Origin of the sequence: Terriglobus albidus, assembly GCF_008000815.1 — a bacterium.
GTDB classification, from domain to species: domain Bacteria; phylum Acidobacteriota; class Terriglobia; order Terriglobales; family Acidobacteriaceae; genus Terriglobus; species Terriglobus albidus_A.
Genome location: NZ_CP042806.1, coordinates 3,278,626 through 3,301,589, shown reverse-complemented (window position 1 = coordinate 3,301,589; position 22,964 = coordinate 3,278,626). Strand labels below are relative to the sequence as shown.

At 58.9% G+C, this 22,964-nt stretch carries 16 protein-coding genes; 6 read left to right on the top strand and 10 right to left on the bottom strand.

The features are described from left to right. Positions 1-31: 31 nt before the first annotated feature. The gene (gene bcsA / locus FTW19_RS26275; RefSeq protein WP_147648045.1) at positions 32-4,570 is read right to left on the bottom strand and encodes a UDP-forming cellulose synthase catalytic subunit; all 4,539 of its coding nucleotides are present in this window, start codon (positions 4,568-4,570) and stop codon (positions 32-34) included. 290 nt (positions 4,571-4,860) lie between these two features. Between bcsA and FTW19_RS13040 the strand changes: the two genes are divergently transcribed. From FTW19_RS13040 to FTW19_RS13025, 4 genes are all read left to right on the top strand, one after another. Further along, on the top strand, positions 4,861-5,949 hold the full coding sequence (locus FTW19_RS13040; protein WP_147648044.1) for an efflux RND transporter periplasmic adaptor subunit: 1,089 nt from the start codon (positions 4,861-4,863) through the stop codon (positions 5,947-5,949). A gap of 29 nt (positions 5,950-5,978) precedes the next feature. After that, positions 5,979-9,164 (top strand): efflux RND transporter permease subunit, encoded by a 3,186-nt coding sequence (locus FTW19_RS13035; RefSeq protein ID WP_147648043.1) that lies wholly within the window; start codon positions 5,979-5,981, stop codon positions 9,162-9,164. A 324-nt stretch (positions 9,165-9,488) separates the two neighbouring features. Then, positions 9,489-10,997, top strand: coding sequence for a sugar transferase (locus FTW19_RS13030; RefSeq protein WP_147648042.1), 1,509 nt, complete (start codon positions 9,489-9,491; stop codon positions 10,995-10,997). A gap of 32 nt (positions 10,998-11,029) precedes the next feature. Next, positions 11,030-12,241 carry an alginate lyase family protein gene (locus FTW19_RS13025; RefSeq protein WP_187142955.1) on the top strand — a complete coding sequence of 404 codons (1,212 nt, stop codon included), beginning with the start codon at positions 11,030-11,032 and terminating at the stop codon, positions 12,239-12,241. Between the two features lie 46 nt (positions 12,242-12,287). Here FTW19_RS13025 and FTW19_RS13020 read toward each other — a convergent pair whose 3' ends face one another. The 4 genes from FTW19_RS13020 to FTW19_RS13005 are packed head-to-tail and all read right to left on the bottom strand — an operon-like array spanning position 12,288 to position 15,319. Continuing rightward, complete coding sequence (locus FTW19_RS13020; protein WP_147648040.1) at positions 12,288-12,929, bottom strand: bifunctional 4-hydroxy-2-oxoglutarate aldolase/2-dehydro-3-deoxy-phosphogluconate aldolase; 642 nt, start codon at positions 12,927-12,929, stop codon at positions 12,288-12,290. Continuing rightward, positions 12,930-14,009: a sugar kinase gene (locus FTW19_RS13015; RefSeq protein WP_147648039.1), complete on the bottom strand. Its 1,080-nt coding sequence runs from the start codon at positions 14,007-14,009 to the stop codon at positions 12,930-12,932. It lies immediately after the preceding gene. Beyond that, positions 14,010-14,840: a 5-dehydro-4-deoxy-D-glucuronate isomerase gene (gene kduI / locus FTW19_RS13010; RefSeq protein WP_147648038.1), complete on the bottom strand. Its 831-nt coding sequence runs from the start codon at positions 14,838-14,840 to the stop codon at positions 14,010-14,012. Continuing rightward, positions 14,840-15,319, bottom strand: a complete 480-nt coding sequence (locus tag FTW19_RS13005) for a cupin domain-containing protein (RefSeq protein ID WP_147648037.1) — start codon at positions 15,317-15,319, stop codon at positions 14,840-14,842. Before FTW19_RS13005 ends, kduI begins: the two co-directional genes overlap by 1 nt. 83 nt (positions 15,320-15,402) lie before the next feature. Between FTW19_RS13005 and FTW19_RS13000 the strand changes: the two genes are divergently transcribed. After that, on the top strand, positions 15,403-16,161 hold the full coding sequence (locus FTW19_RS13000) for a glucose 1-dehydrogenase (protein ID WP_147648036.1): 759 nt from the start codon (positions 15,403-15,405) through the stop codon (positions 16,159-16,161). Positions 16,162-16,226: 65 nt separating this feature from the next. On the opposite strand, the gene FTW19_RS12995 is transcribed toward FTW19_RS13000, so the two are convergent. From FTW19_RS12995 to uxaC, 4 genes are all read right to left on the bottom strand, one after another. After that, the gene (locus tag FTW19_RS12995) at positions 16,227-17,003 is read right to left on the bottom strand and encodes an SDR family NAD(P)-dependent oxidoreductase (RefSeq protein ID WP_147648035.1); all 777 of its coding nucleotides are present in this window, start codon (positions 17,001-17,003) and stop codon (positions 16,227-16,229) included. A 10-nt stretch (positions 17,004-17,013) separates the two neighbouring features. Continuing rightward, positions 17,014-17,502 carry a gluconokinase gene (locus tag FTW19_RS12990; protein ID WP_147648034.1) on the bottom strand — a complete coding sequence of 163 codons (489 nt, stop codon included), beginning with the start codon at positions 17,500-17,502 and terminating at the stop codon, positions 17,014-17,016. 62 nt (positions 17,503-17,564) lie between these two features. Next, positions 17,565-18,827: a tagaturonate epimerase family protein gene (locus tag FTW19_RS12985; RefSeq protein ID WP_147648033.1), complete on the bottom strand. Its 1,263-nt coding sequence runs from the start codon at positions 18,825-18,827 to the stop codon at positions 17,565-17,567. 231 nt (positions 18,828-19,058) lie between these two features. Beyond that, the gene (gene uxaC / locus FTW19_RS12980) at positions 19,059-20,456 is read right to left on the bottom strand and encodes a glucuronate isomerase (protein WP_147648032.1); all 1,398 of its coding nucleotides are present in this window, start codon (positions 20,454-20,456) and stop codon (positions 19,059-19,061) included. 112 nt (positions 20,457-20,568) lie between these two features. Here uxaC and FTW19_RS12975 point away from each other — a divergent pair, with 112 nt between their 5' ends. Beyond that, positions 20,569-21,159, top strand: a complete 591-nt coding sequence (locus FTW19_RS12975; RefSeq protein ID WP_147648031.1) for a D-sedoheptulose-7-phosphate isomerase — start codon at positions 20,569-20,571, stop codon at positions 21,157-21,159. A gap of 69 nt (positions 21,160-21,228) precedes the next feature. On the opposite strand, the gene FTW19_RS12970 is transcribed toward FTW19_RS12975, so the two are convergent. Continuing rightward, complete coding sequence (locus FTW19_RS12970) at positions 21,229-22,932, bottom strand: porin (RefSeq protein WP_187142954.1); 1,704 nt, start codon at positions 22,930-22,932, stop codon at positions 21,229-21,231. Between the last annotated feature and the right edge of the window lie 32 nt (positions 22,933-22,964).

Here is a 22,964-nt window from a genome sequence, read left to right as displayed (position 1 = left end):
AGCCCTACATAACATCTACAGGGAAATGCTCTTAACTGTTCACCGATTCATAGCCAACCGCAAGGCGGGCATGAGCCCGCTCTGCCAGATACTGACGGATCCAGACACCCAGCATCAGGCTGAAGACCACCATCGCGATCACAAGCGTGATGAAGTACTGTGCCATCCAGATGCGCATCAATCGGTACGGTGACTGATTCCCTACATAGTAGACACGGTCGTTCGTGCCATACGACTGGAACTTTCCATTACGCAGGAGACTAACCGAGCTGCCGATATCGCTCGCCTGGGAGCGGTCCACAAAGACATCTTCAAAGAGCTTGGCCGCACCGTCGTCACGCAACGCGATGAGGACAAGAGTACGCCCGGGTGATGCCGGCGATTCGATTCCTTCGATCATGGCATCGATGCGGCCTCCGTCATTGGAAGGAAGCTCGCGCGTGACGAAACGGCCCGCAATCCGCTGCCACAGATCCTTCAACCGAGCCAGCGCTCCTTGTCCCTGCTTCACCTGGATGGCATCTCCGGCGAAGGTTACCGGCAGCGATGTATCCAATGAGCTGAAGACCGGCTGGCTCTGCACGCTGCCCAGGATCACGTAGTCACGGTCTTTACCGAGGACAGCATCCGGTCCGGCGACCTCAACGCGTAACACCGGATATCCGGTCTGAGAGCCGCTGTGGCTCATCAGATGCAGATACAGAGAGATCTCATTCGCGGTGGGGTTCGCCGGCATGATCACCGTCGTCTCCGAGAGATCGGCCCGGCGCGTGAATGGGAACGCAGCATTGGCAAAGAGTTCCAGATCAGGCAGTCCCGCATAGTGCGGCAGGTTCCGGATGTCCAGCGCCGAGTTGCTCAGGATCTCTCCCTCGGTCGCAGCGCCCACCTTGGTTGGGATGAAATCGAAACTGAACTGTAGCGTATTACCGAACGGACGCATTGCAGCCACGGGCACGACGATCTGCCGCTGACGATCGACCGTCCCAGTTCCCACCGCCAGCGGAGCCTCATTGACCAGCGTTCCGTTCACATAGGTCCGCAAAGCCGAACCAGGCCGGATGGTGGCCGCGTTATAGCGGTAGCTCACCAGCATGCGAAGGTTCTGCACCTCCCCATAAAAGAGGTCCGGTGGCACATGGAAGTAGATCGGCACCGGATGCGATCCATCCGTCTTGAGCAGGTCTTTGCTCGAATAATCGGCCAGACTTACCAGGCGATTCGTCGGCATCCAGCGAGGTGCATCGTCAATGTCACGCTGTGAGGGCAACGACGTATCGTTGACGCGCAGCGTGTCTCCTTCGGGCTGCGACGGCTCCGTCATCCTGGCTGTGGGAGCACCTTTTCTCTGCGCCAACCCACGCGCCGCGGCCAACAGTTGGTCCTGATCATTCCCGGCAACGATCAGCACGGTTCCGTTTGCATCGTAAGGATTTCTCCGCACCGCAACATAGGGGCCTGGCTCCGGCTGCGCGGGTCTCAAGCTCTCCGGAAGCTTCGCCGCGCTGTCGGCGAAGACAACGACATTTCCTTCACTGAACTGCTCTAGAGATGCTGTGTAACGAATGGGCTTCGGACCTACTTGCGTGCCGAACCACGACGCAACCACACCGGCAGCCTGCAACGTCTTCAGACCAGGCTGCGAGAGAAAGACAAACGGGATCGTGGTGGTTGTTTGCAGATCCCGATCGAGAAAAGGCATCGGCAGCAAACCGATATCGTTGCGGAATGGAAGGCTGTCGCCGGTGATCTCAACCGTCGAGGTGGCGCCGATCCATCCCTGCGCCTGCGCCTTCGCCTGGTCCTCTGTCTGAAAGATGCCGTTGCTGGTGAACTCGAACGTCAGACCATTGCTGCGGATGAGCGTATCGGTCGGAAGGTCGGTCTCGGCATAGGCAAAACCACTGGTGTTTACAACCGGAATCTCACCGACATTGCTGTTATTGAGAGAGACCCGCAACATGCCCGGGTGAGGCGTGACACCCGGAGCCAGCTTATAGCTGACCTTCAGAACGGCATGGCGGGAGACGAAGGTATACGGTAGCGAAAACCCCACGGGGTAGTAGCTGTGCGGTCCGCGGAGTTCGATGCCGCTGTCCATTCCCATGTCTTTCAGCGTGATCCGGATCGGCTTTGCGGTACCTGCAGCCGATGCGGTCTCCGGCACGCTCTGAGCTACAGCCGGCGCCTGTGCCGGCGCTGCTGGTAAAGGAGCGACGGGACTTGCTGAAGGAGCCGGTGTCGATGGCTGAACCGCAGTCTGCTTAACCGGCTCCGGCTTAGGGGCTGGAGCTGCGGGCACCGGCTGACGTTTAGGGGCTACAGCTTTCTTCGCAGGACCGGGCGCTGGAGCCGGCCCATTTCCAACGGCCGGTGGGTGGAAGGTCTGCGGAGGCAACTGAACCTGCGGCGGCGCGAATTGCTGTGGCGTTGTCTGGGCATGCCCCATTCCGCCAAGCAGCAGAAGAGCGAAGAAGATCACACTCTTCGAAGCAAACAGACCGCGCGTCACCTGATACAGCCCGGTAAGCGACAGCCTGGCCACTCGCGCGAAGCTGACGAGCGGGCGATCCACCTCAACTTCGCGTTCGATGCTCACCCAGGAATCAGCTCGGGAGTACAGCACGCGCGCCAGGGTTTCCTGCTCAACCACGGTCGGGTGGTAGAACGCGATGCGGATTTCCCCAGAGAGGATCGCCAGCACTTTGGCCTTTACCGTACGAGACTTCGTCTGCATGGGGAAGGACATCTCAAGGATGTCTCCCTTCTCCAGGTGCACATTCTCATCCAGCACGATTGAGGCCCCACCGACCGAGATATCGAAGGTCGATCCGGACACCTCACGTCCATCGGCCAAGCGCGCCCGTATGCCAATCCGCGCTTCGATGCGAACCGCTTTCCGGCGCTGCTTCTGCTCGTGCGCGCACGCCGCGGCAACTCCCAGGATGATGATGTTGAACACGATCCAGGCCGTATTACTCAGCACCGTACCCGGATGTCCCGGGTCAGTCCTGAAATAGCGATAAGGCGCCATGAACAATCCAAGAAGATTGAAAAGCAGCAGCCATGTTGTTGGCGCGGCGATGGAACGGTCAAACCGCGTCTCCATCAACGTGCTGCCCTTATCGGTCACATTGAACTTGCCGAGCTTGGGATTCAGCAACGCCAGCGTGGTCGGCATCAGGATGTAAGGCGCCAGCACCGTCTCATAGATCTCATTCCAGAAGGAGTGCCGGTGTGTCCCCTGCACGCGCGAGTTGGTCATGCTGGAAATGATGAGGTGCGGCAGAGCATATGCAAGAATGGCGACCCAGTAGCCGGGAATGATCGTCCGGCTGAAGAGCATATAGACCAGTGGGGCGCATAGGAATACCAGGCGCGGAACCGCATACATAAAGTGCGCCATGGCATTGAAGTAGCACAGGCGCTGGGTCATCTTCATCCCACGCGCCAGCAGCGGGTTATCGGTACGCAGGATCTGGATCATGCCGCGTGCCCAGCGGATTCGCTGTCCCACATGTGCTGCCAGTGTCTCGGTCGCCAATCCGGCAGCCATCGCAATGTTGATATACGCCGTGTTGTATCCCAGCTTCTGAAGCCGAAGCGAGGTGTGGGCATCCTCAGTCACCGTTTCGGTCGCAATGCCGCCAACCTCATCCAGGGCGCTGCGGCGAATGACAGCGCATGACCCGCAGAAAAACGTCGCATTCCACAGATCGTTGCCGTCCTGAATAATGCCGTAGAACAGCTCGCCCTCGTTCGGAATGGAGTGATATTGGCGCAGGTTGCGTTCAAACGGATCAGACGAGTAGAAGTGGTGCGGAGTCTGCAACATGGCCAGCTTTTCGTCCTGAAGGAACCAGCCGACCGTCATCTGCAGGAAGCTGCGGGTGGGTACGTGGTCGCAGTCGAAGATGGTCACCAGTGGCGAGTCCATCGTCTCGAGCGCCGTGTTGATGTTGCCGGCCTTGGCATGGGTATGTTTTTCCCGAACCTTGTACCCGATTCCCGCCTCTTCGCAGAACAACCGGTACTCGTCCCGGACACCGTCATCGAGAACGTAGACATGCAGCTTTTCCGGCGGATAGTCGATGTTCAAGGCCGCCAGGGCGGTATAGCGGACCAGAGAGAGGGGTTCATTGTAGGTGGGAATCAGCAGATCGATGTGCGGCCAGAGTTCTTCATCCGCCGGCAGGGGCACGGGACGACGCTGGAGAGGCCATACCGTCTGCATATAGCCCAGCACCATGATCAGGATGGTGTAGATCTCTGCCGACAGCAGGATCAGCATCAGCACTGAATCGATCTTGTAGGGGTTATTGGCCTCGTCCGAGAAATAGTCGATCAATTGCCCGATACGCCACCAGCCATACCGGCTGGTAATGACGACCGAAAGCAGCATCAGGCTGATGGTCACCACCTTGGATGTGGAAATACGGTTCATGACGATGGCCGTAACCACCAGTACGGCGCCGAGAATGGCCTGCTTTTGCCAGCTCAGGTACAGACTGATGAACTGGAACGCCAAAAACAGGACCACAAGGACGATCAGCCAGCGGACTACTCGCATCGAATGCCGTCACTCCAGGGAAATCTGAATGGCCCATTTTGTCCCAGATAGACCACCCCATCCCGTTTTACTTTCTGGGGTATTTCATTCATCACGATACCACCCTTCGGCAGGGCTCTGATTCCGGCGACTCCCCTTTGGACAGAAGGAGATAGAGACTAGAATGGAGGACGCTTCTAGATCGAAATAATCGCCTGCACTTTCTTCTTTTCTTCGTGCATCCGCGACGCAAACCGCACATCCAATTGGATGTTCCAGAGATTTTCAGGTTCGTTTAGAGGAAGCCTTGTATGCGCATCCCCCTTGCAGTAGCCGCAACACTCGTCTCCATTGCCACCATCGCCACGACAGGGTGCCGCCAGAGCGCTCCGGCGCAGCAGCAAGCCCAGCAGATGCAGGTCATGCCGGTCCAGGTGGCGGCGGTATCGCTGGACCCTGTCCCCAATGGCGATACCTATGTGTCCACGATCAAGAGCCGGCGCTCCGCCACTCTGCAGCCGCAGGTGGACGGCAACCTGACCCGCATTCTGGTGAAGAGCGGCGATCACGTGCGTGCCGGCCAGTTGCTGATGACCATCGATCCGCTGAAGCAGCAGGCCACGGTCGCCTCCACCGCGGGAACAGAGAACCAGAAGAAGGCAGTCCTGCAATACAACAAGGCGGAGCTGGACCGGCAGAAGGGTCTCTTCGAGGCCGGCGTCGTCTCCAAGCAGGCCTACGAGATCGCCCTGCAGAACTTCCAGAACTCCGAAGGTGACTACAAGGCCTCTCAGGAGAGCACTTCGGCCCAGCGCCAGCAGTTGGCGTACTACCAGATCCGGGCTCCGTTCGACGGCATCGTGGGTGATATCCCTGTTCACCAGGGCGACTACGTCTCGGCAACGACACTCCTCACCACAATCGATGAGAACTCGCAGCTTGAGGCCTACATCTATATCCCGACGGAACGCGGCGCACAAGTGCGGAATGGCCTGCCGGTTGAGATTCTGGATGACACAGGCAAGCCGCTCGTAAAGTCGAACATCTACTTCCTCTCTCCCCAGGTGGAGAACGGGATGCAGAGCGTTCTGGCCAAGGCGCCGGTTCCCAGCTCGGCTCCGGTACGCAATCTGCAGATCGTCAAGGCTCGTGTGACCTGGGATGTCACCCCCAAGCCTACCGTTCCCGTGCTCGCAATCACCCGCATCAACGGTCAGCCATTTGTAACGATCGCCGCGCCCCAGGGCAACGGGTATATCGCACATCAGGTCGCGGTCAAAGTGGGCGACGCCATTGGCAACACCTATCCCGTGCTCGAAGGACTTAAACCGGGTGACAAGGTCATCACCTCCGGCCTGCAGTTCCTGGCCGAAGGCATGCCGGTTAAACCGCTTAGCTAACAGCCTCTCCCCTATCGAGGACTACTTCTGTGGTTGAATTTTTTATTCGGCGCCCTATTTTTGCGAGCGTCTGCGCCCTGCTGATCATCCTTGCGGGCGCAGTCTGCATTCCGCAATTGCCCATCTCGCTCTATCCGCAGCTCGCACCTCCTCAGGTGACTGTAACCAGCGTCTACATCGGCGCCAACGCGCAGACGGTAGAACACGACGTTACCACCCAGTTGGAGACCGCCATCAACGGCGTCGAGGGCATGCGGTATATGACCTCATCTTCCGGTAACGATGGCACCAGCAGCATCACCATTACCTTCCAGACGGGCTACGACCTCAACATCGCTGCCGTCGACGTGCAGAACAGGGTGCAGTCGGCACAGGGTGTTCTGCCTCAGGCAGTCAAAAACACCGGCGTCACCATCACCAAGGCAAACCCGAACTTCGTCTTTGCGAGCGGTTTCTACGCGGAGAATAACCGCTACTCGCAGGAGTTCATCTCCAACTACGTCGACCTCTACGTCAAAGATCCTCTGAAGCGTATTGCCGGTGTGGGCGACGTTGTCATCTTTGGCGCGCGTAAGTATGCCATGCGCCTCTGGATCGACCCGACCAAGCTTGCCGCCCGTAACCTGACTGCTACGGACGTCGTCAGCGCCCTGCAGGAGCAGAACGTCGAAGTAGCCGCCGGCGCCGTAGGCGCACCGCCGACCGCCGATCCAAACCAGAGCTACCAGATCGCAGTCCGGGCTGTAGGCCGTCTGACGCAGCCCTCGGAGTTCGAGGACATTATCCTCAAGAACACTTCTGCGGGCATCGTGCGCTTGAAGGATGTGGGCCGCGCCGAGATCGGCGCCGAGACCTACGGCAGCACCCTGAAATACAGTGGCATTCCCGGTGTGGGTGTGGGTGTTCAACAGCTTTCGAACGCCAACGCTCTTGCTGTCGATAAAGCGGCAAAAGCCGAACTTGCCCGCCTGTCGAAGAACTTCCCTCCGGGACTGAAGTACGTGATTGCGTTCGACACGACTACCGTCATCGGCGAGTCGATCGATGAGGTCGTTCAGACCCTCATTGAAGCCATCATCATCGTCGTGATCGTCATCTTCCTGTTCCTGCTGGATTGGCGCGCAACCATTATCCCGGCAGTCACCATCCCCGTCTCGCTGATCGGCACCTTCGCCTTCATCAAGATCTTCAACTTCTCCATCAACTCGCTCACGATGTTCGGCATTACCCTCGCCACCGGCCTTGTGGTGGACGATGCCATCGTCGTGATCGAGAACGTGCAACGTCACCTCTCCCACGGAAAGATCAAGGACCCGCACGACGCAACCTCGGTCGCCATGTCGGAGGTAACAAGCGCCGTCATCGCGACCTCACTCGTGCTGATCTCGGTGTTTATCCCAGTCAGCTTCTTTCCGGGAACCACCGGCATTCTGTACAAGCAGTTCTCGCTTACCATCGCCTTCTCCATCGCCATCTCAGCCTTCAACGCCTTGACGCTCTCACCGGCGCTGTCGGCAATTCTGCTGCGCGGCGAAGAGGCCAAGTACCACATGCTGGACTGGACGCGCATTCCCTTCCTGGCCAAGGGTTACAGCGGGTTCGCTCACGGCGTCGATGACTTCATCCTCTGGCTGGGACGTCAGTATGCGAGGCTGATCCACTTCGTTCTCCGTATCCGCTGGGTTATGCTCTTCCTGTTTGCGGGCGGTCTGGTCGCAACGGCTGTCGTCTATCGCAGTGTGCCCACGGCCTTCGTTCCCAGCGAGGACCAGAACTACTTCATCATGCAGGTGCTGGCTCCCCAGGGAGCGTCTTTGGCCTACACGCAGAACCTTGCCGATCAGGCAGAGGTGCTGCTCTCCAAAGAGCCGGAGATCGTAGGCACCTTTGCCGTCATGGGCTTCGGCTTCAGCGGCAACGCTTCTAACCAGGGCCTGATCTTCGCTCCGCTCAAGCCGCAGGCAGAACGCAAGGGCAGTGAGCATGAGGCTTCAGCGGTTGTGGCACGCGTTGCTCCCAAGCTGATGCAGATTCCCGGCGGCATTATCGCCGCCTTCGAGCCACCGCCGATTCAAGGTATTGGTAGCTTCGGCGGCTTCCAGTTCGAGTTGCAGGATGAGGGACGCAACACACCCGCTGATCTCGATCGCGTGGCACACCAGATGGTGGGCGCAGGCCGCGATCCAAAATCTGGCCTGACGGGTCTCTATACCTCGTTCACGGCGAATGACCCGCAAATCACAGTAGTCATCGACCGTGAGAAGGCAAAGGCCATCGGCGTCCCCTTCTCTGAGATCAACAACGCGCTCGGCGTCTTCATGGGGTCGACCTATGTGAACGACTTCGACTTCAACAATCGCTCCTACCGCGTCTACATCCAGGCCGATGCCGCCTTCCGTAAGAATGCGAAGGATATCCGCCAGTACTACGTGCGTTCCAACACCGGGCAGATCATCTCGCTCGATAACCTGGTCAGCATCCGGGAAGATTCAGGACCGCAGATCATCTCGCACTACAACCTCTTCCGCTCGGCTGAGATTCTCGGTTCCGCCGCGCCTGGACTCTCCTCCGGCCAGGGCCTCGAGAACATGCAGAAACTCTTCGAGAAGTCCAAGATCCAGGGCATGACCTACTCATGGTCGGGTCTGGCGCTGGAAGAGATTGAGTCCTCGGGCAAGGCCATCGTCATCTTCGGCCTCGGCCTGCTGGTGGTGTACCTCACGCTGGCTGCACAGTATGAGTCCTGGGCACTGCCGTTCATCATCCTTCTCGCCGTACCGATGGCCGTGCTCGGCGCGCTTGGACTGATTGCGGCTCGTGGCCTTGTGGATGACGTCTACGTACAGATCGGTCTGGTCATGCTGATCGGTCTCTCGGCCAAGAACGCCATCCTGATCGTGGAGTTCGCAGAACAGCTCCGCGAACAGGGTCGCTCGATTGTCGATGCCGCCATCGAAGCTGCAGAGCTTCGCCTGCGCCCCATCCTCATGACCAGCTTCGCCTTCATTCTCGGCGTACTTCCCCTGGTCTTTGCGGAAGGTGCGGGTAAGTTAGGACGTCACTCCGTCGGTACTGCCATCGTCGGAGGCATGCTGCTCTCAACCGTGCTGAACCTGATCTTTATCCCCGTGCTATATGTCTTCATGAGCAGCCTGCTGGCCAGGCTGCGGAAACATGCAACCGTTCGGCATGAGGTTCCGCAACACATGGTGTAACTCTCGAAGTTACCCGATTCCCTTGTAACCAGCGGCTCGCTACGGCGGGCCGCATTACTTTTAGGGCGAATATAGACAAAGGTTTGTCCCAAAGTAACTGTTCGAGAGTGCACTCGATACCGATAGTTACTTCGAGTGGCGCGGAGGCCCCAGAGAGAACATTGGATGACACGAAAGTTGCAACACAACGACCTTAAATCAGTGATTTGCGGTGTTAATCTCACTTAGGTTGTGCGTGCAGAGTCGCTCCCCCTGCTCGTTCCATGGGTTTGAATGGCTGTCCTGAGCTGAGTTATTTTACGGGCGCCCAAAGGAATCGGTTGTATGGCAACAACACCAGGAATGATTTCCGACGGTCATGTCTCCCTTGGACGCGATACGTCACGCGTGGTTTCGGGATTCGGTATGACGGAGAGTAGGGCGGCTGCCCGTCTTTATTCCAACTCTGCTGTCGCATGGTTCGATCTGCTGCTTCTTGCTTTCAGCCTTGCCGCCGCCACACTGGTCAACTATCGCACCACAATTGAGACGTCGCATCTGAAGGCGTTCCTCGGTCTCCGCATCTCCCTGCGTAACCTGCTCCTATTCCTTATCTGTCTGGCCGCCTGGAGACTTTTGTTATGGGCCGCCGGCCTGTATCGTGCGGTATCCTTCCGGCGCCTCGCCAGCCGCATTCTTCTGGCCGGAATTCTCTGCACGCCTGTCGCCATCTATGCACTCATCGAACGCTCGACTGGTGGAGACATCGTCCGTCCGAGCGCATTGTTCTTTCTGTTGGCAACCGGTTCCATCTATGCCACCCGCGGCTTGCTGGCTATCTCAGCCGGCTACGTCCACAGCTACACGCGTACCCCTCGCACCGCGCTGGTCATCGGCAGCGGCCCGCTGGCGCGGAAGCTGCTGCAGGATCTTCCGCACCATCCTCAATGGGACTACCGGGTCATCGGCTTCGTCGATTCAAAGCCACAGCCGGATTCGGAAAAGCGCATCCATGCTCCCTATCTTGGGAAAGTCTCTGCATTACACGATGTGCTGATGCGTCTTCCAGTGGAAGAGGTCTTCATTGCTCTTCCTCTCAAGTCACACTACGAAGAGATCCAGCGAGTGATTGATCTGTGTGAGGCTGCGGGTGTGCAGTCGCAGTACCTCACAAACATCTTTACGACCTCCATCACCAAGAAGCTCCGTCGCGATCAAGACCGCGTGGTAATGCAGATGGTCCACCATGACAGCCGGCGCTTCCTCAAGCGGGCATTCGATGTTGTGGCCTCGCTGCTGGGCATCATCGTTCTCTCTCCATTCTTCCTGCTGGTTGCGATTGCGATTAAGCTCACCAGCAAAGGGCCGGTCATTTTCAAGCAGACGCGTTATGGCCTCAACAAGAATCCATTCTCCATGTACAAATTCCGCAGCATGGTGGTGGATGCTGAAAGCCAGCAGTCGAAGCTCGAACACCTGAATGAGACCTCAGGTCCTGTTTTCAAGATCAAACGCGATCCACGCATTACCCGCCTCGGAGCGTTGCTTCGCAAGACTTCGATCGACGAGTTGCCACAGTTGTTCAACGTCCTGCTCGGCGATATGTCACTGGTGGGGCCGCGGCCTCTGCCCACACGGGATGTCAGCCGGTTCTCCGACCTGAGCCTGATGCGCCGTTTCTCCGTAAAGCCGGGAGTGACGGGCCTGTGGCAGGTCTCCGGGCGATCGAATCTCGACTTCGACGGCTGGATTGCTCTGGATCTCCGCTACATCGATACATGGACGCTGATGCTCGACCTGCGTATTCTGGCGATGACGATCCCGGCTGTTCTCATAGGCCGCGGAGCCTCTTAACTCCAGCCTGCTCAATGGCTCCAATATCCGGTATGCTTCCTGCCATGGATCGCCGTCACTTCCTTGCCATTGCCGGCGCCTTCGGCTTGAGAATGCATGCGCAGATGCCTGGTCTGCCCGCGGGAACCACCCGGCCTGACATTGCGGCTATCGATCATGACCGCATTCTTCGTCTGGCAGGGGTCTATCTCCAGCAGAAGCCCACGACGATCACGGCATTTCCCGCAGAACGATCCCAGGCAACACCAAACGATTTCTACTCCGAAGATCCGGAGTGGTTTCCGGACGTCGATCCGGAGAAGCCCTGGGTGCGGCATCAGGGCGAGCGCAATCCAAATGCATTTCATGCTCACGGAGATGCCCTGTTGCGCATGGCACAGGTGATTCCAGCATTTGCCGCAGCCTGGCTGATCACCAAAGACGCGAAGTATGTCAGTGCTGCCCTGCTTCATCTGCGGGCATGGTTTCTGACTCCGGAGACCCGCATGAATCCATCGCTGAACCACGCGCAGGCGATTCAAGGCGTGGCCGAAGGACGAGCTACCGGAATCCTCGAAACCATATACCTCGTCGAAGTGGTCCGTGCCATCAGCTTTCTTGCAACCTCGGAAGACTTTCCGGATACCGATCTGAAAGGACTTCGCTCCTGGTTCGCGGACTACGCGCACTGGATGTACGACTCCACCCTCGGCCAGGGAGAGCGGGATACACGCTCCATCCATGGCATCTGCTGGGTTGCGCAGGCCGGCGAATACGCCCGCTTCGCCAATATCGCTACCATCTCCGGATACTGCCTGCGCCGCTTCCGCGAAGTCCTGCTGACGCTGATCTCTCTGGATGGCAACTTCCCCGCAGCGCTGGCGAGCCCGGCTCCTTTCGCCAACTCCATCTTCCACCTGGAATGCCTTGCCCTGACCTGCGAGGTGCTCTCCACTCCCTTCGAATCACAGTGGACCTTCCAGACCAGCGATGGAAAGGGCCTGCGCTCCGCCGTCGCATTCATGGCTCCGTCGCTTGAGAACAAGCAGCAGTGGCGCTATCGCTCGGATGCGCAGAACTTCCGCGATCTTCCGCTTCGTCCGCTCTCGCTCTATCTGGCCGGACGGGCCTACCAGAGGCCGGAATACACAGCGATCTGGAAGGCCCTGCCACCGGATCCACCCGATTTCGACAATCTAGCCCTGTTACGGCTCTATCCCGCGCGGCAGCCGTTGCTATGGTCCCGCCGCGTCCCCGGCATTTAAAAACAACCGGAGCGCTATGAGCGCTCCGGTTCAGCATTCAGATCGTTTATCGTTCGCGGAAGCTCTTCACCACCTGCATATACTCGCGCGCCTTGGCGGTGACCCCGCCATTTTCCAGACCGCGCTCATCCATCAGGTCAGCTCCGACTCCCAGACCGAATGCTCCGGCAGACAAGAAATCCTGGGCCGTGTCGACCGTAACACCACCGGTCGGAATCATCTCGATCTGCGGCAACGGAGCCTTCAGGCTGCGTAGATACTTCGCTCCGCCCATCGCTCCTGCCGGGAAGACCTTCACGACGTCAGCTCCGGCCTGCCATGCGGTCACGATCTCGGTAGGCGTCAGTGCTCCGGGAAATACCGCGATATCCATCTCGCGGCAATACTGCACCGTCCGCAGATTCAACGCCGGGCTCACCACGAACTGCGCGCCCTCTGCGATACACATCTTCGCCGTCTCCGGATCGAGCACCGTGCCTGCACCGATGAGCATCTGCGGGTCTTCCTTGACCAGGGTGCGGATCACGCTCACCGCATCGGGCACCGTCATCGTGACTTCCATCACAATCACACCACCTTCGGCGGCGGCGCGTGCCATGCGTACGGCCTTCTCCGGACTGCTGGCACGCAGCACCGGCACCAGACAAGCCTCACGAATCCTGTTCAGAATCTCCTGCTTTGCAGCCATTTATCGCTTCACTCCTGCGCCGTCACCGGCCATTAGACCTTCCACCTCTGCCAATGTCGCCATCGAGCTGTCGCCCGGCGTCAACATGGCCAGCGCCCCATGCGCCACACCACAATCAAGCGACCACTTCAGTTCGCGTCCCATCAACAAACCATAGATCAGGCCGGAGGCAAATGAGTCGCCACCGCCCACACGGTCGAAGATCTCGAGGTCGTTGTACCGTATTCCTTCCGCGACCGTACCATTGGCATAGCCGAAGGCGCCCCAGTCATTGCTGCTGGCTGAGTGAACACGGCGCATCGTTGTTGCCAGTACCTTCAAACCTGGGAAGTCGCGAATCACGTTCTGCGCCATCTCGCCGAAGCTCTCGACCGTATGCCATGCCGGTCCCTGCGACGATTTCCCGAGCTCAGCGCTCAAGTCTCCATCGTGTCCGAAGAAGACGTCGACGTGTTCAGCAAGCATGCGGTTTACCTCCACCGCACCCCGGCGTCCGCCACGTTCCTTCCACAGCGAAGGCCGGTAGTTGGCATCGAAGGAGACCACGACTCCGTGACGCTTGGCGGCGAGCATTGCCTCCAACACCACCGCGGTCGAGCCCTCACTCAATGCCGCCATCACACCTCCGGTGTGAAACCAGCGGGCATGGGTGAAGATCCTATCCCAATCGATCTCGCCGGGCTTTACCTGCGAAATCGCAGTGTGTCCGCGGTCCATCATGCCGACCGCCCCACGACGGCCGAAGCCACGTTCGAGGAAGTAGATACCGTTGCGCGATTCCCTTCCGATGCTGTCGAACTTCGACCAGAGAACGTGCCGCAGATCGACGCCACCCTGCAGCATCAGGTCTTCCACCAGACGCCCGACAGGATTGTCCACCAAAGCCGTCACGATCGCCGTCTTCATACCGAAGCAGCGGCGCAGGCCGCGGGCGACGTTGTACTCGCCTCCGCCTTCCCAGACGGTAAAGCTGCGTGTCCGTGCAATCCGCGTCTCGCCTGGATCGAAACGCACCATCACTTCGCCAAGAGACACCAGGTCATGTCCGGTCTCAGTCACCGGCTTGATCGAGACAATCATTTATCGCAGGTCCGCAATCGTGAGTGCATCCATATCGTCATAACGCTGGTTCTCGCCGCCCATGCCCCAGCAGAAACCGTAGCTCTTCGTGCCGACTCCGGCGTGAATCGACCAGCCGGGCGAGATCGCCACTTCGTGATTCGCGACCACCAGATGCTTTGTTGAAGTTGCCGGTCCCATCAGATGCAGCACACGATGTCCTGCGTCCACATCGAAGTACATGTACACCTCGCTGCGGCGCATGTGCGTATGCGGCGGCATCGTATTCCAGTTCGAGCCCGGCTCCAGCAGGGTAAAGCCCATCACAAGCTGGCAGCTGCGAATGCCTTCAAGATGAATCGCCTTGTAGATCTTGCGATGATTGCAGGTCTCCAGCGCGCCCAGTTCCACCGGCTTGAGATCGGCGAACTTCACCATCGCTGTCGGCCATTCCGCATGAGCCGGATAGCTCAACAGGTAAAAGGCTGCCGGAACATCAGAGCTCTTGCTGGCAAACGTCACCTGCTTCGATCCACGGCCGGCATACACGCAGTCCAGCTTGTCGAGTGCAAACTCCGTGCCATCGACCGTCACTACGCCAGGGCCGCCGACATTCAGGATGCCAAGTTCACGGCGCTGGCAGAAGAACTCCGCCCGCAGCTCTGCCGGGCACGGCAGCTCCAGCGCATTGATCGTAGGAACCGCAAATCCAACCACGGTACGGTCCAGATCGATATATCTCAGTTCCAGCGAGCCAGGTATGGCCAGCTCATCCGCGAGAAATGCCTCCCGGACCTCATCCGTCGTCATGCGCTCATAGCGCACAGCATCCGCAACCTGCAGCAGCTTCATTACTCTTTCACCTTGATGACATAGTAGAGCAGCGTCTTACCCGGAGTCAGCACGGCCTGGTGCGGAGTCTTCGGTTGAAGGTGGAAAACGTCCCCGTTCTTCAGTGCGATTTTCGTTCCACCCTCAATTCCAGAGCCGCTCAGCTCGCCAGGTTTCCCGTCGATCAGACGCTGGTCCTTCAGCTTTCCGCCGACCAGCATGGTGAATTCGCCATCGAGGACGACGAAGAAATCGCTCCACTCCTCGTGATACTCCGGCGTGCCAGTCTTCGCACGTGCGGCTAGCATTGTCTTGTGATTTCCGTAGTCTTTTAACGTCTCACTGTAGACGCCGGTCTCTGCGATTCTGGCCTTAGCCAGGAACTCTTTCCCGCGCGAAGCCAGCGCTCCTGCGGGATCTACCGTCGCTGGACCGAACTCCTGAGCGCTCACAGGAATCGCCACGAGCAATGCCGCCACAGCGGTTGTCACAATTTTCATAAGTGGAATCCTCTTTTTACGCACCCACCTTATCAGAACTGGTTCTACCATTGCCTGATTTCCCGTAATCTATTGCCAGACCCATGCCAGTACTCGATCATTTTCGTCTCGACAACAAAGTAGCCCTTGTCACCGGCGCCTCCGCAGGAATCGGCGCATCCATCGCTCAGGCGCTTGCTGAAGCCGGAGCCACGGTTGCCTGCCATGGCAACTCGCGCCCGGCAGAAGCTACCGCCGCTTCCATCGGCGGCAACGCTGCCGCATTTCAGGCCGATCTTTCGTCGACGGAAGGCGCCCAGCAACTTTTCGATGAGGTCACGGCGAAGTTCGGCCACATCGACATTCTTATCAACAATGCCGGCACCATTATCCGTCACGAAGCTGTCGACTATCCCTTTGAAGACTGGCAGCGCGTCATCCAGATCAATCTGAATTCTGTCTTTCAGCTCTCGCAGCTCGTCGGCCGTGCGCTTATCGAACGCAAGGCTCCAGGCAAGATCGTGAACATCGCTTCGCTGCTTTCCTTCCAGGGCGGCATCCGTGTTCCTGCTTACGCCGCCAGCAAAGGCGCTGTGGCACAGCTCACCAAGGCGCTGGCGAATGAATGGGCGCCTCGCGGGATCCAGGTCAACGCGATCGCTCCAGGCTATATTGCAACTGACAATACGCTGCCGCTTCGTAACGACGAGACCCGTAATCGCCAAATCCTCGAACGTATCCCGACCGGCCGCTGGGGTGATCCGGAAGATATCGCCGCTACCGCGGTCTTCCTCTCCAGCCCCGCTGCCAACTACATCACCGGCACGGTACTGAACGTCGATGGCGGATGGCTCGCGCGCTAAGGAACCATTGCTTTCAATGAAAAAGGAGCGCCACTGGCGCTCCTTTTCTGGTTCACCGCGAAAGCTTACTGGTTCACACCGCTGGCCAGGAAGCCGCCGTCGACCACCACAATCTCGCCTGTGATAAACGAAGCAGCATCGCTCGCCAGGAAGATCGCCGCACCGACCAGCTCTTCGGTCTTACCGAAGCGGCCCATCGGTGTACGCATCTTTAGCTCTTGTCCACGCGGAGACTCGTCGAGCAGCTTGGCATTCAGATCCGTACGGAAGACACCCGGAGCAATCGCATTGACGGTTACGCCCAAGGACGACCACTCCACCGCCAGCGAGCGGGTCAGCGCGCCTACGGCAGCCTTGCTGGCCGCGTAAGCAGAGACTTCCTTGAGGCTGACAAAGGTGTTCAGCGAAGCGATGTTCACGATGCGGCCATAGCCACGCTCCAGCATGTGCTTGCCGAAGATCTGGCAGGCGCGCAGGGTGCCGGTCACGTTGGTGCTCATGATGTCGTCCCATGTCTCTTCGGGAACCGTCAGAGTGGGCTCACGCTTGATCTTGCCGGCGCAGTTGATCAGGATGTCGACCTTGCCGAACGTCTCCAGAGTCTTGTCGGCGAGGGTCTGCAGTGTCGCACGGTCGTTTACGTCCGTCGGAACACGCAGCGAACGCCGCCCGAGGGCCTCAATCTTCGCGGCAACCTCATCCACCTGCTCCTGACGGCGCGAGCTCGCCACCACATCCGCGCCGGCCTCTGCCAGGCCCAGCGACATCGCCAAGCCAATGCCCGACGTTCCTCCCACTACCACGGCAGTCTTGCCCGTGAGATCAAACAGCTTGTGCCCCATCTTTCCCCTCCTACTTCACCTTGTTCAAAATCTCGTCTACAACCTGCTCAATCGGCCTGTCATTCGTCACGATAACAGCATCAGACGGGCGTTCCAGCGTAGCCAACTGGCTGTCCAGCAGCTTCGGATTCATGTACTCGTGTTTACGCGCGGCCAATCGTTCTGTGAGCGTCTCCTTCGGAAGATCCAGCAGCACAAACTGCACCGTTCCCTCCGGCATTCCCTGCTTCAGGATCACGCGGTACTTGTCTTTCAGCGCGGAACACGCCAGGATGCCGCTGCTTCCCTTCTCGTGCCACTCACGCATCAGCTGGTTCAGCCGCTCCAGCCAAGGCTGGCGGTCCTCATCATTCAGCGGCTGTCCCGACGCCATCTTCGCTTTGTTCGCAGGCGGATGGAAATCATCCGCGTCGGCAAACGGGCAATTCAACCGTTCGGCCAGCGTATGACCGACCGTCGACTTGCCTGCTCCCGAAACTCCCATCAAAACCAGAATCATCTTCGCCTCAAACAAAAAGCGCGGCACCTGCTCTGCCGCGCTTTTGTATTCCTCTACAAGTATTACTCACCCAGGAAGACCGGACGGATGTGGCGCTCCCACAGGTTCTCGGTCACATTCTTGGCGACGATCTCCTCGTTCGCCTCCAGAGCCTCCAGGTAACGCGGCCCCATCTTCGCCGCGACCTTGAAGCCGACATGGATCAACTGACGGAAGTTCGCGTTGTACAGAGGATTGCTCTGCACGTGACGCAGCGCACCCACGAACTGCTCACTCGTCCAGCCATTGACCTCTTCTACCGTCGGAAGCTGTTCCTTCTTGATGTCGATCACGGTGGCATACGGCGCCATCAGCTCATCGGCATGCGAGAACGCTTCGGCATACACTTCCTTCGCAATCGCCAGGCCCGAACCGCCGGCCTCTGCCAGGCCGATCACCTCTTCCAGCCAGGTGGTGCCGGCCGTTTTGAGATGAACGCCCGCGCCGGTCTTGGTCACAGCGTTGTGAATCGCGGCATAGATCGAGAACTTGTCCGAACCGGAGTGGACGCTCAGCTTCAGGTTTTCCGGCAGGCCGTAGTTCTTCACAGCGAAGGCGATCGCGGCCAGGTCTTCCTCAAACTCGCGGGTGAACTGAGCGACATCGCCCACGTACTCCACGCCCTTGTTGAAGCGGCCGGTGAACTTCGGAGCGATCGTCTGGATCGGCACCTTCTCGTCTGCAATCGCAGCCAGGATGATCAGCAGCTCCACCGGAGTCTGCGGCAGATCAGTCTCGTCCATCGAGATCTCAGGAACAAACTTGCCCTCACCCTTCGCCTCCAGGATGGCGCGATAGATCTTTCCCGCCTCCTGCACGGCGCCCAGAAACTTGTTGGCAACGCCGCGTACAAAAGCCTCATCGGTGCGGAACGGCTCGGCAATACCGGGAATGTTCACCGTGCCTACCAGCTCCGGATGGCGAGCCACAAAAGCATCCACATCGGCAGCCGCCGCGGGCTTGCCGATATCGTCCGCCACATCGATGGTGAAGAAGTCACAGGGAGCGACAAAGCGTCCCATCGTCTTCAAATTGATATGGTCCGCGTCCAGGAAGTATGGCTTATCCCAGCCCAGCGCCTTTACAGCAGCATCGGCGGCGGCACGCGTCAGCGAAGGCTCGCTGCCAATGATGGTGTGCTCACGGTTCGACTTGTTCCATACCGGCACCACCTCCACACCGGCCTTAGCTGCATTCACGCAGGCCTGAAGCTGCGCCTTTGCCTGGTGGGCGAACCGATCGCCGGTACCGATCGAAAACCGTGGAAGCCGCAATACATCACTCATCGAACTAATTCCTCATTTCCGTAACTGGTCGAACCAATTTTATGACACCAAGCATATCAACGAAAAGCGGCGCCATGATTATCGTGAGGAAACTTGCATTCCCTAAGGAACGGAGAAAACGGTTACTGAAGAGGTAAAACCACTTGAAATGCCGCATTTCGGAACGCTGCTGCGAGGAAGGCCGAAGGGAAAGGGCCGACAGCGTGCCGGCCCATCCCCTCGTCACGTTTTTTACAACTTGTATGCCTTACGCACCAGGTTGATGGTCAGGTCCTGGGCTACTTCAAAGGCTTCCTGCTCCTCGATGCGATGCTCAGCGACCAACCGCGCCAGGAAGGCGCAGTCGATACGCCTTGCCACATCGTGACGCGAAGGAATCGACAGGAAGGCGCGCGTATCGTCGTTGAAGCCAACCGTGTTGTAGAAGCCGGCGGTCTCGGTCACCTGCTCGCGGAAGCGCGTCATGCCTTCCGGCGAATCGTGGAACCACCAGGCCGGGCCCAGCCGCAGGCACGGATAGTGTCCGGCGAGCGGAGCCAGTTCACGGCTGTAGGTCGTCTCGTCGAGCGTGAACAGGATGAACGTAAATCCAGGCTCATTGCCGTATTTATCCAGCAATGGACGCAGGTTGCGGACATACTCCGTCGGCGACGGGATGTCGGCGCCCTTGTCGCGGCCGAACTTCTTGTAGATGCCGAGATTGTGATTGCGCACAGAACCGGGGTGCAACTGCATCACCAGGCCGTCCTCCACGCTCATGCCGGCCAGTTCGGTCAGCATCTGCGCCTGGAAGAGCTGGATCTCCTTGGCATCGGCTGTACCGGCATGGATTTTGGCATACAGAGCACTTGCCGCGGCCTCGCCCAGGTCGGCTGTCATTGCCGTCAGGTGGCCATGATCGGTAGCGGTTGCGCCCATCTCGATGAAGAAACGGCGGCGGGCGCGCAACGCAGCCAGATAGCCCTTGTAATTGGAGGTGTCCTCGCCGGTCAGCTCACCCAGCTTCTTCAGGTTGCCCTGGAAGTCGGCGTACTCAGCGTCAACCACCGCATCGGGACGGAAGGTTGGGACCACACGTCCCTTCCATCCGGATTCACGGATAGCTTTGTGATATTCAAGGCTATCGAGCGGAGAGTCGGTCGTCGCGAGCGTCTCGATATTGAACTTCTCAAACAGAGCACGCGGACGGAACTCAGGCGTTTGCAGCTTCGCCGCAATCGTGTCATAGAACGTATCGGCGTTCTTCTCGGTCAGCAGCTCCGTGAGGCCGAACTGCTTTTCGAGGGTATAGTCCAGCCACATACGCGTTGGCGTGCCGCGGAAGAGGTAATAGTGTTTGGCGAAGATCCGCCAAACCTCACGCGAGTCCGCCTTCTGCATGCCGTCAACCTGCGGCACACCCAGGCTCTCCAGCTTGACGCCCTGCGAGTACAGCATGCGGAAGACGTAATGATCCGGCTGAATCAGCAACGCGGCGGGATCAGGAAACGCCGGATCCTCAGCAAACCAGCGCGGGTCAGTATGTCCGTGCGGAGAGACGATAGGCAGGTCCCGCACCGTCTCATAGAGCTTCTCTGCAATCTTTCGTACACCCGGCTCCGCCGGGAACAAACGTGCTTCGTTCAGCATTTGTTCATCCTCACAACAAACAGCCTATCAAGTCCATGCAACTCCGTCGTCAAGGTGGCGCCGTCGAGAGGATTAACTTGCGCCTCCTACGGCTGCCCTAGAAACTAGGGGCATGACATCCCTCGTCCGCGAACATCTCAACGGAACTGCTGCCACCATTCAAAAAGTTCTGGCTGACGAAACCATCTTATCCACCGTTGCCGCCGCTGCTGAAGCCACCGCCGCCTCTATGCTCAAAGGAGGCAAGCTTCTTGTCGCGGGTAACGGAGGCTCGGCCGCCGATGCTCAGCATCTGGTCGCCGAGTTCGTCTGCCGCCTGGTGCATGATCGCGCAGCGATGCGCGCCGTAGCACTGACAGTCGACAGCTCCAATCTGACGGCAATCGGCAACGATCTTGGTTTCGACCGTCTGTTCTCCCGTCAGATCGAAGCCCTCGGCGCCACGGGGGATGTCTTCTTTGGAATCTCCACCTCAGGCAATTCTCCGAATATCCTTGCGGCGATCGATGAAGCGAAGAAACGCGGCATGATTACCGTAGGATTCACCGGCAAGGATGGCGGCCGGATGGTAGGCCTTTGCGACTTTACCGTGATCATTCCATCGTCGATTACCGCCCACATTCAGGAGTGCCACCTGGCCCTTGAACACGTCTTCTGTGCGATGACCGAACGGTGCTACTTCGAAGGCTTGAAGCAGAGCTAGGGTCATTCCGCAACAAACAGGAAGGGCCGGCAAATGCCGGCCCTTCCTGTTTGGCTCTATCTCCGCCTACTACGGCAGGAAGTAGCGAACTCCCGTGTAGACAAAGTGGTTTGTCGCCCGCGGAGCTCCACCCACGCCAGCCCATCCATCGCGAGTCAGGTAGCTGTAGACCGTCGAGAACTGGAAACGCCCCGCCGGACCGTCATAGAAGCGATAGACGTACCCGACAGAGCGCGCGGTCAACATACGCGTCGCGCCAACGCAGTTCGCAGGCGTGCCGGGAACGAATCCTGTATTCCCAGTGGGAGCAGCTTCGACCGCGCAGCCCGTATTCACCATGGACGGTGGAGCGTAACCGACCAGCGTTCCATTGCTGTCGCGGTAGTAGAGCCGCTGCGTATACTCCAGGCCGTCGTAGGTGAACAGATCCAGCTTCTTCGTCGCCTTGAACTCCGCGCGGAAGAACGCCTGAGCGCCACGCAGCGGCGCCAGCGTTCCATCCGGATGCACTGTTACATCCGGCAGAGTGGCTGCACCGTAACGGCCTACGCCGCGACCGGCGAGCACCTTCGCACCGATCTCGAACCGCTGTCCGACTGGAACGCGCCCGCTGACAAAGAAGGAACCGCCTGCCTTGGTGTCGTTCTGCGGTGTCGCCGAGCCCGCTGGATAGTAACGGTCGCGGAAGAGACGGCCCATCACCCCAAGCTCGTAGTGTCCGCGCCACACACCTCCCTTAGCTGGATCGTAGGAGACCTTCGCCAGCACATCCGGAGCCGGATTTTCGGTGTAGTTGAAGCCTGGGTTATAGGCTCCCAGTGCATTGCCCGGAGCTCCGAGGAAGAAGTTGCTTGGGGCGTTGGTTGCGCTGAACAGCGCCTGCGACTGCTCCAGTGAGAAGGCACCTTGTACCGACTCTCCAAACTTCTTCGTCACACGCACCGAACCAAGCCGACCCCAGGTGTAACCGATGTGTTGGGCAGCATCGAGAACAGTTGGAAGGCTCTCAGCGCGTGGCTCCGTGCCGCGGCGGTGTTCTGTGGCCAGGGTCCACATTTGGCCCGCAGTGAAGGTCCAGCCGGAGTTGAAGGCAGCCTGCCCCCAAAGTTGGCGCTGCCGCAGCACGTAGCTGTTGGACTGGTTATTGTTCGAGGTCGCTCCGGCAGCAACGAAGTCAGTTTCAAAATAGCCGGTCAGTTTTCCGAAGCCAGTCTTGCCTTCAGCCAGCAGGCTGAAGCGCGACTGGCGTCCGCTGCCATACCACTCGCTCACATGCGCCATTCCTGAACCGGCATAGGGCAACTGGCTGAAGATGGTGTTCACTTCGGAGGCCATCGCCTTTGAGCGGTAGATCGTATCCAGGCTAAGAAAGCCTCCGGGCGTCAGAGAAATACCCTTGAAACGGAAGCTCGATGGTCCATCGGCCGCCGCCGGAGGCCTTACGGCAGCAACAACCGCCTCAGCAGGCTTGACCGGGACAGGTGTTACCGCGGCCGAACTGGATGACTCCGCCACGGCGACCGGAGCTGCCGCAGGAGCAACTGTGGGTGGAGCGACGGCCGGAGCCACATTCGCTGCCAGCACCGGAACCACAGGGGCAACCGGCTGTGCGCCGCGGCTCATCGCCAACTGTGTTTTCAGCAGATCAATCTGCGCCTGCAATTCCTTGCGCATGGCAGCCATCTCCGCACGCAGCGCCTTTGTCTCTTCGCTTTCGTTCCGTGCTTCCTGGGCCTCTGAGTCTGCTGCGCCTCCGCCCAACAGCAATGCCACACCTACCAACCAAATACTCCAAAACCGCATTG

Coding starts and splice junctions, on each gene's coding strand:
- bcsA (WP_147648045.1), bottom strand. CDS start 4,570: ATGCGAGTAGTCCGCTGGCTGATCGTCCTTGTGGTCCTGTTTTTGGCG.
- FTW19_RS13040 (WP_147648044.1), top strand. CDS start 4,861: ATGCGCATCCCCCTTGCAGTAGCCGCAACACTCGTCTCCATTGCCACC.
- FTW19_RS13030 (WP_147648042.1), top strand. CDS start 9,489: ATGGCAACAACACCAGGAATGATTTCCGACGGTCATGTCTCCCTTGGA.
- FTW19_RS13025 (WP_187142955.1), top strand. CDS start 11,030: ATGCTTCCTGCCATGGATCGCCGTCACTTCCTTGCCATTGCCGGCGCC.
- FTW19_RS13020 (WP_147648040.1), bottom strand. CDS start 12,929: ATGGCTGCAAAGCAGGAGATTCTGAACAGGATTCGTGAGGCTTGTCTG.
- FTW19_RS13015 (WP_147648039.1), bottom strand. CDS start 14,009: ATGATTGTCTCGATCAAGCCGGTGACTGAGACCGGACATGACCTGGTG.
- kduI (WP_147648038.1), bottom strand. CDS start 14,840: ATGAAGCTGCTGCAGGTTGCGGATGCTGTGCGCTATGAGCGCATGACG.
- FTW19_RS13005 (WP_147648037.1), bottom strand. CDS start 15,319: ATGAAAATTGTGACAACCGCTGTGGCGGCATTGCTCGTGGCGATTCCT.
- FTW19_RS13000 (WP_147648036.1), top strand. CDS start 15,403: ATGCCAGTACTCGATCATTTTCGTCTCGACAACAAAGTAGCCCTTGTC.
- FTW19_RS12995 (WP_147648035.1), bottom strand. CDS start 17,003: ATGGGGCACAAGCTGTTTGATCTCACGGGCAAGACTGCCGTGGTAGTG.
- FTW19_RS12990 (WP_147648034.1), bottom strand. CDS start 17,502: ATGATTCTGGTTTTGATGGGAGTTTCGGGAGCAGGCAAGTCGACGGTC.
- FTW19_RS12985 (WP_147648033.1), bottom strand. CDS start 18,827: ATGAGTGATGTATTGCGGCTTCCACGGTTTTCGATCGGTACCGGCGAT.
- uxaC (WP_147648032.1), bottom strand. CDS start 20,456: ATGCTGAACGAAGCACGTTTGTTCCCGGCGGAGCCGGGTGTACGAAAG.
- FTW19_RS12975 (WP_147648031.1), top strand. CDS start 20,569: ATGACATCCCTCGTCCGCGAACATCTCAACGGAACTGCTGCCACCATT.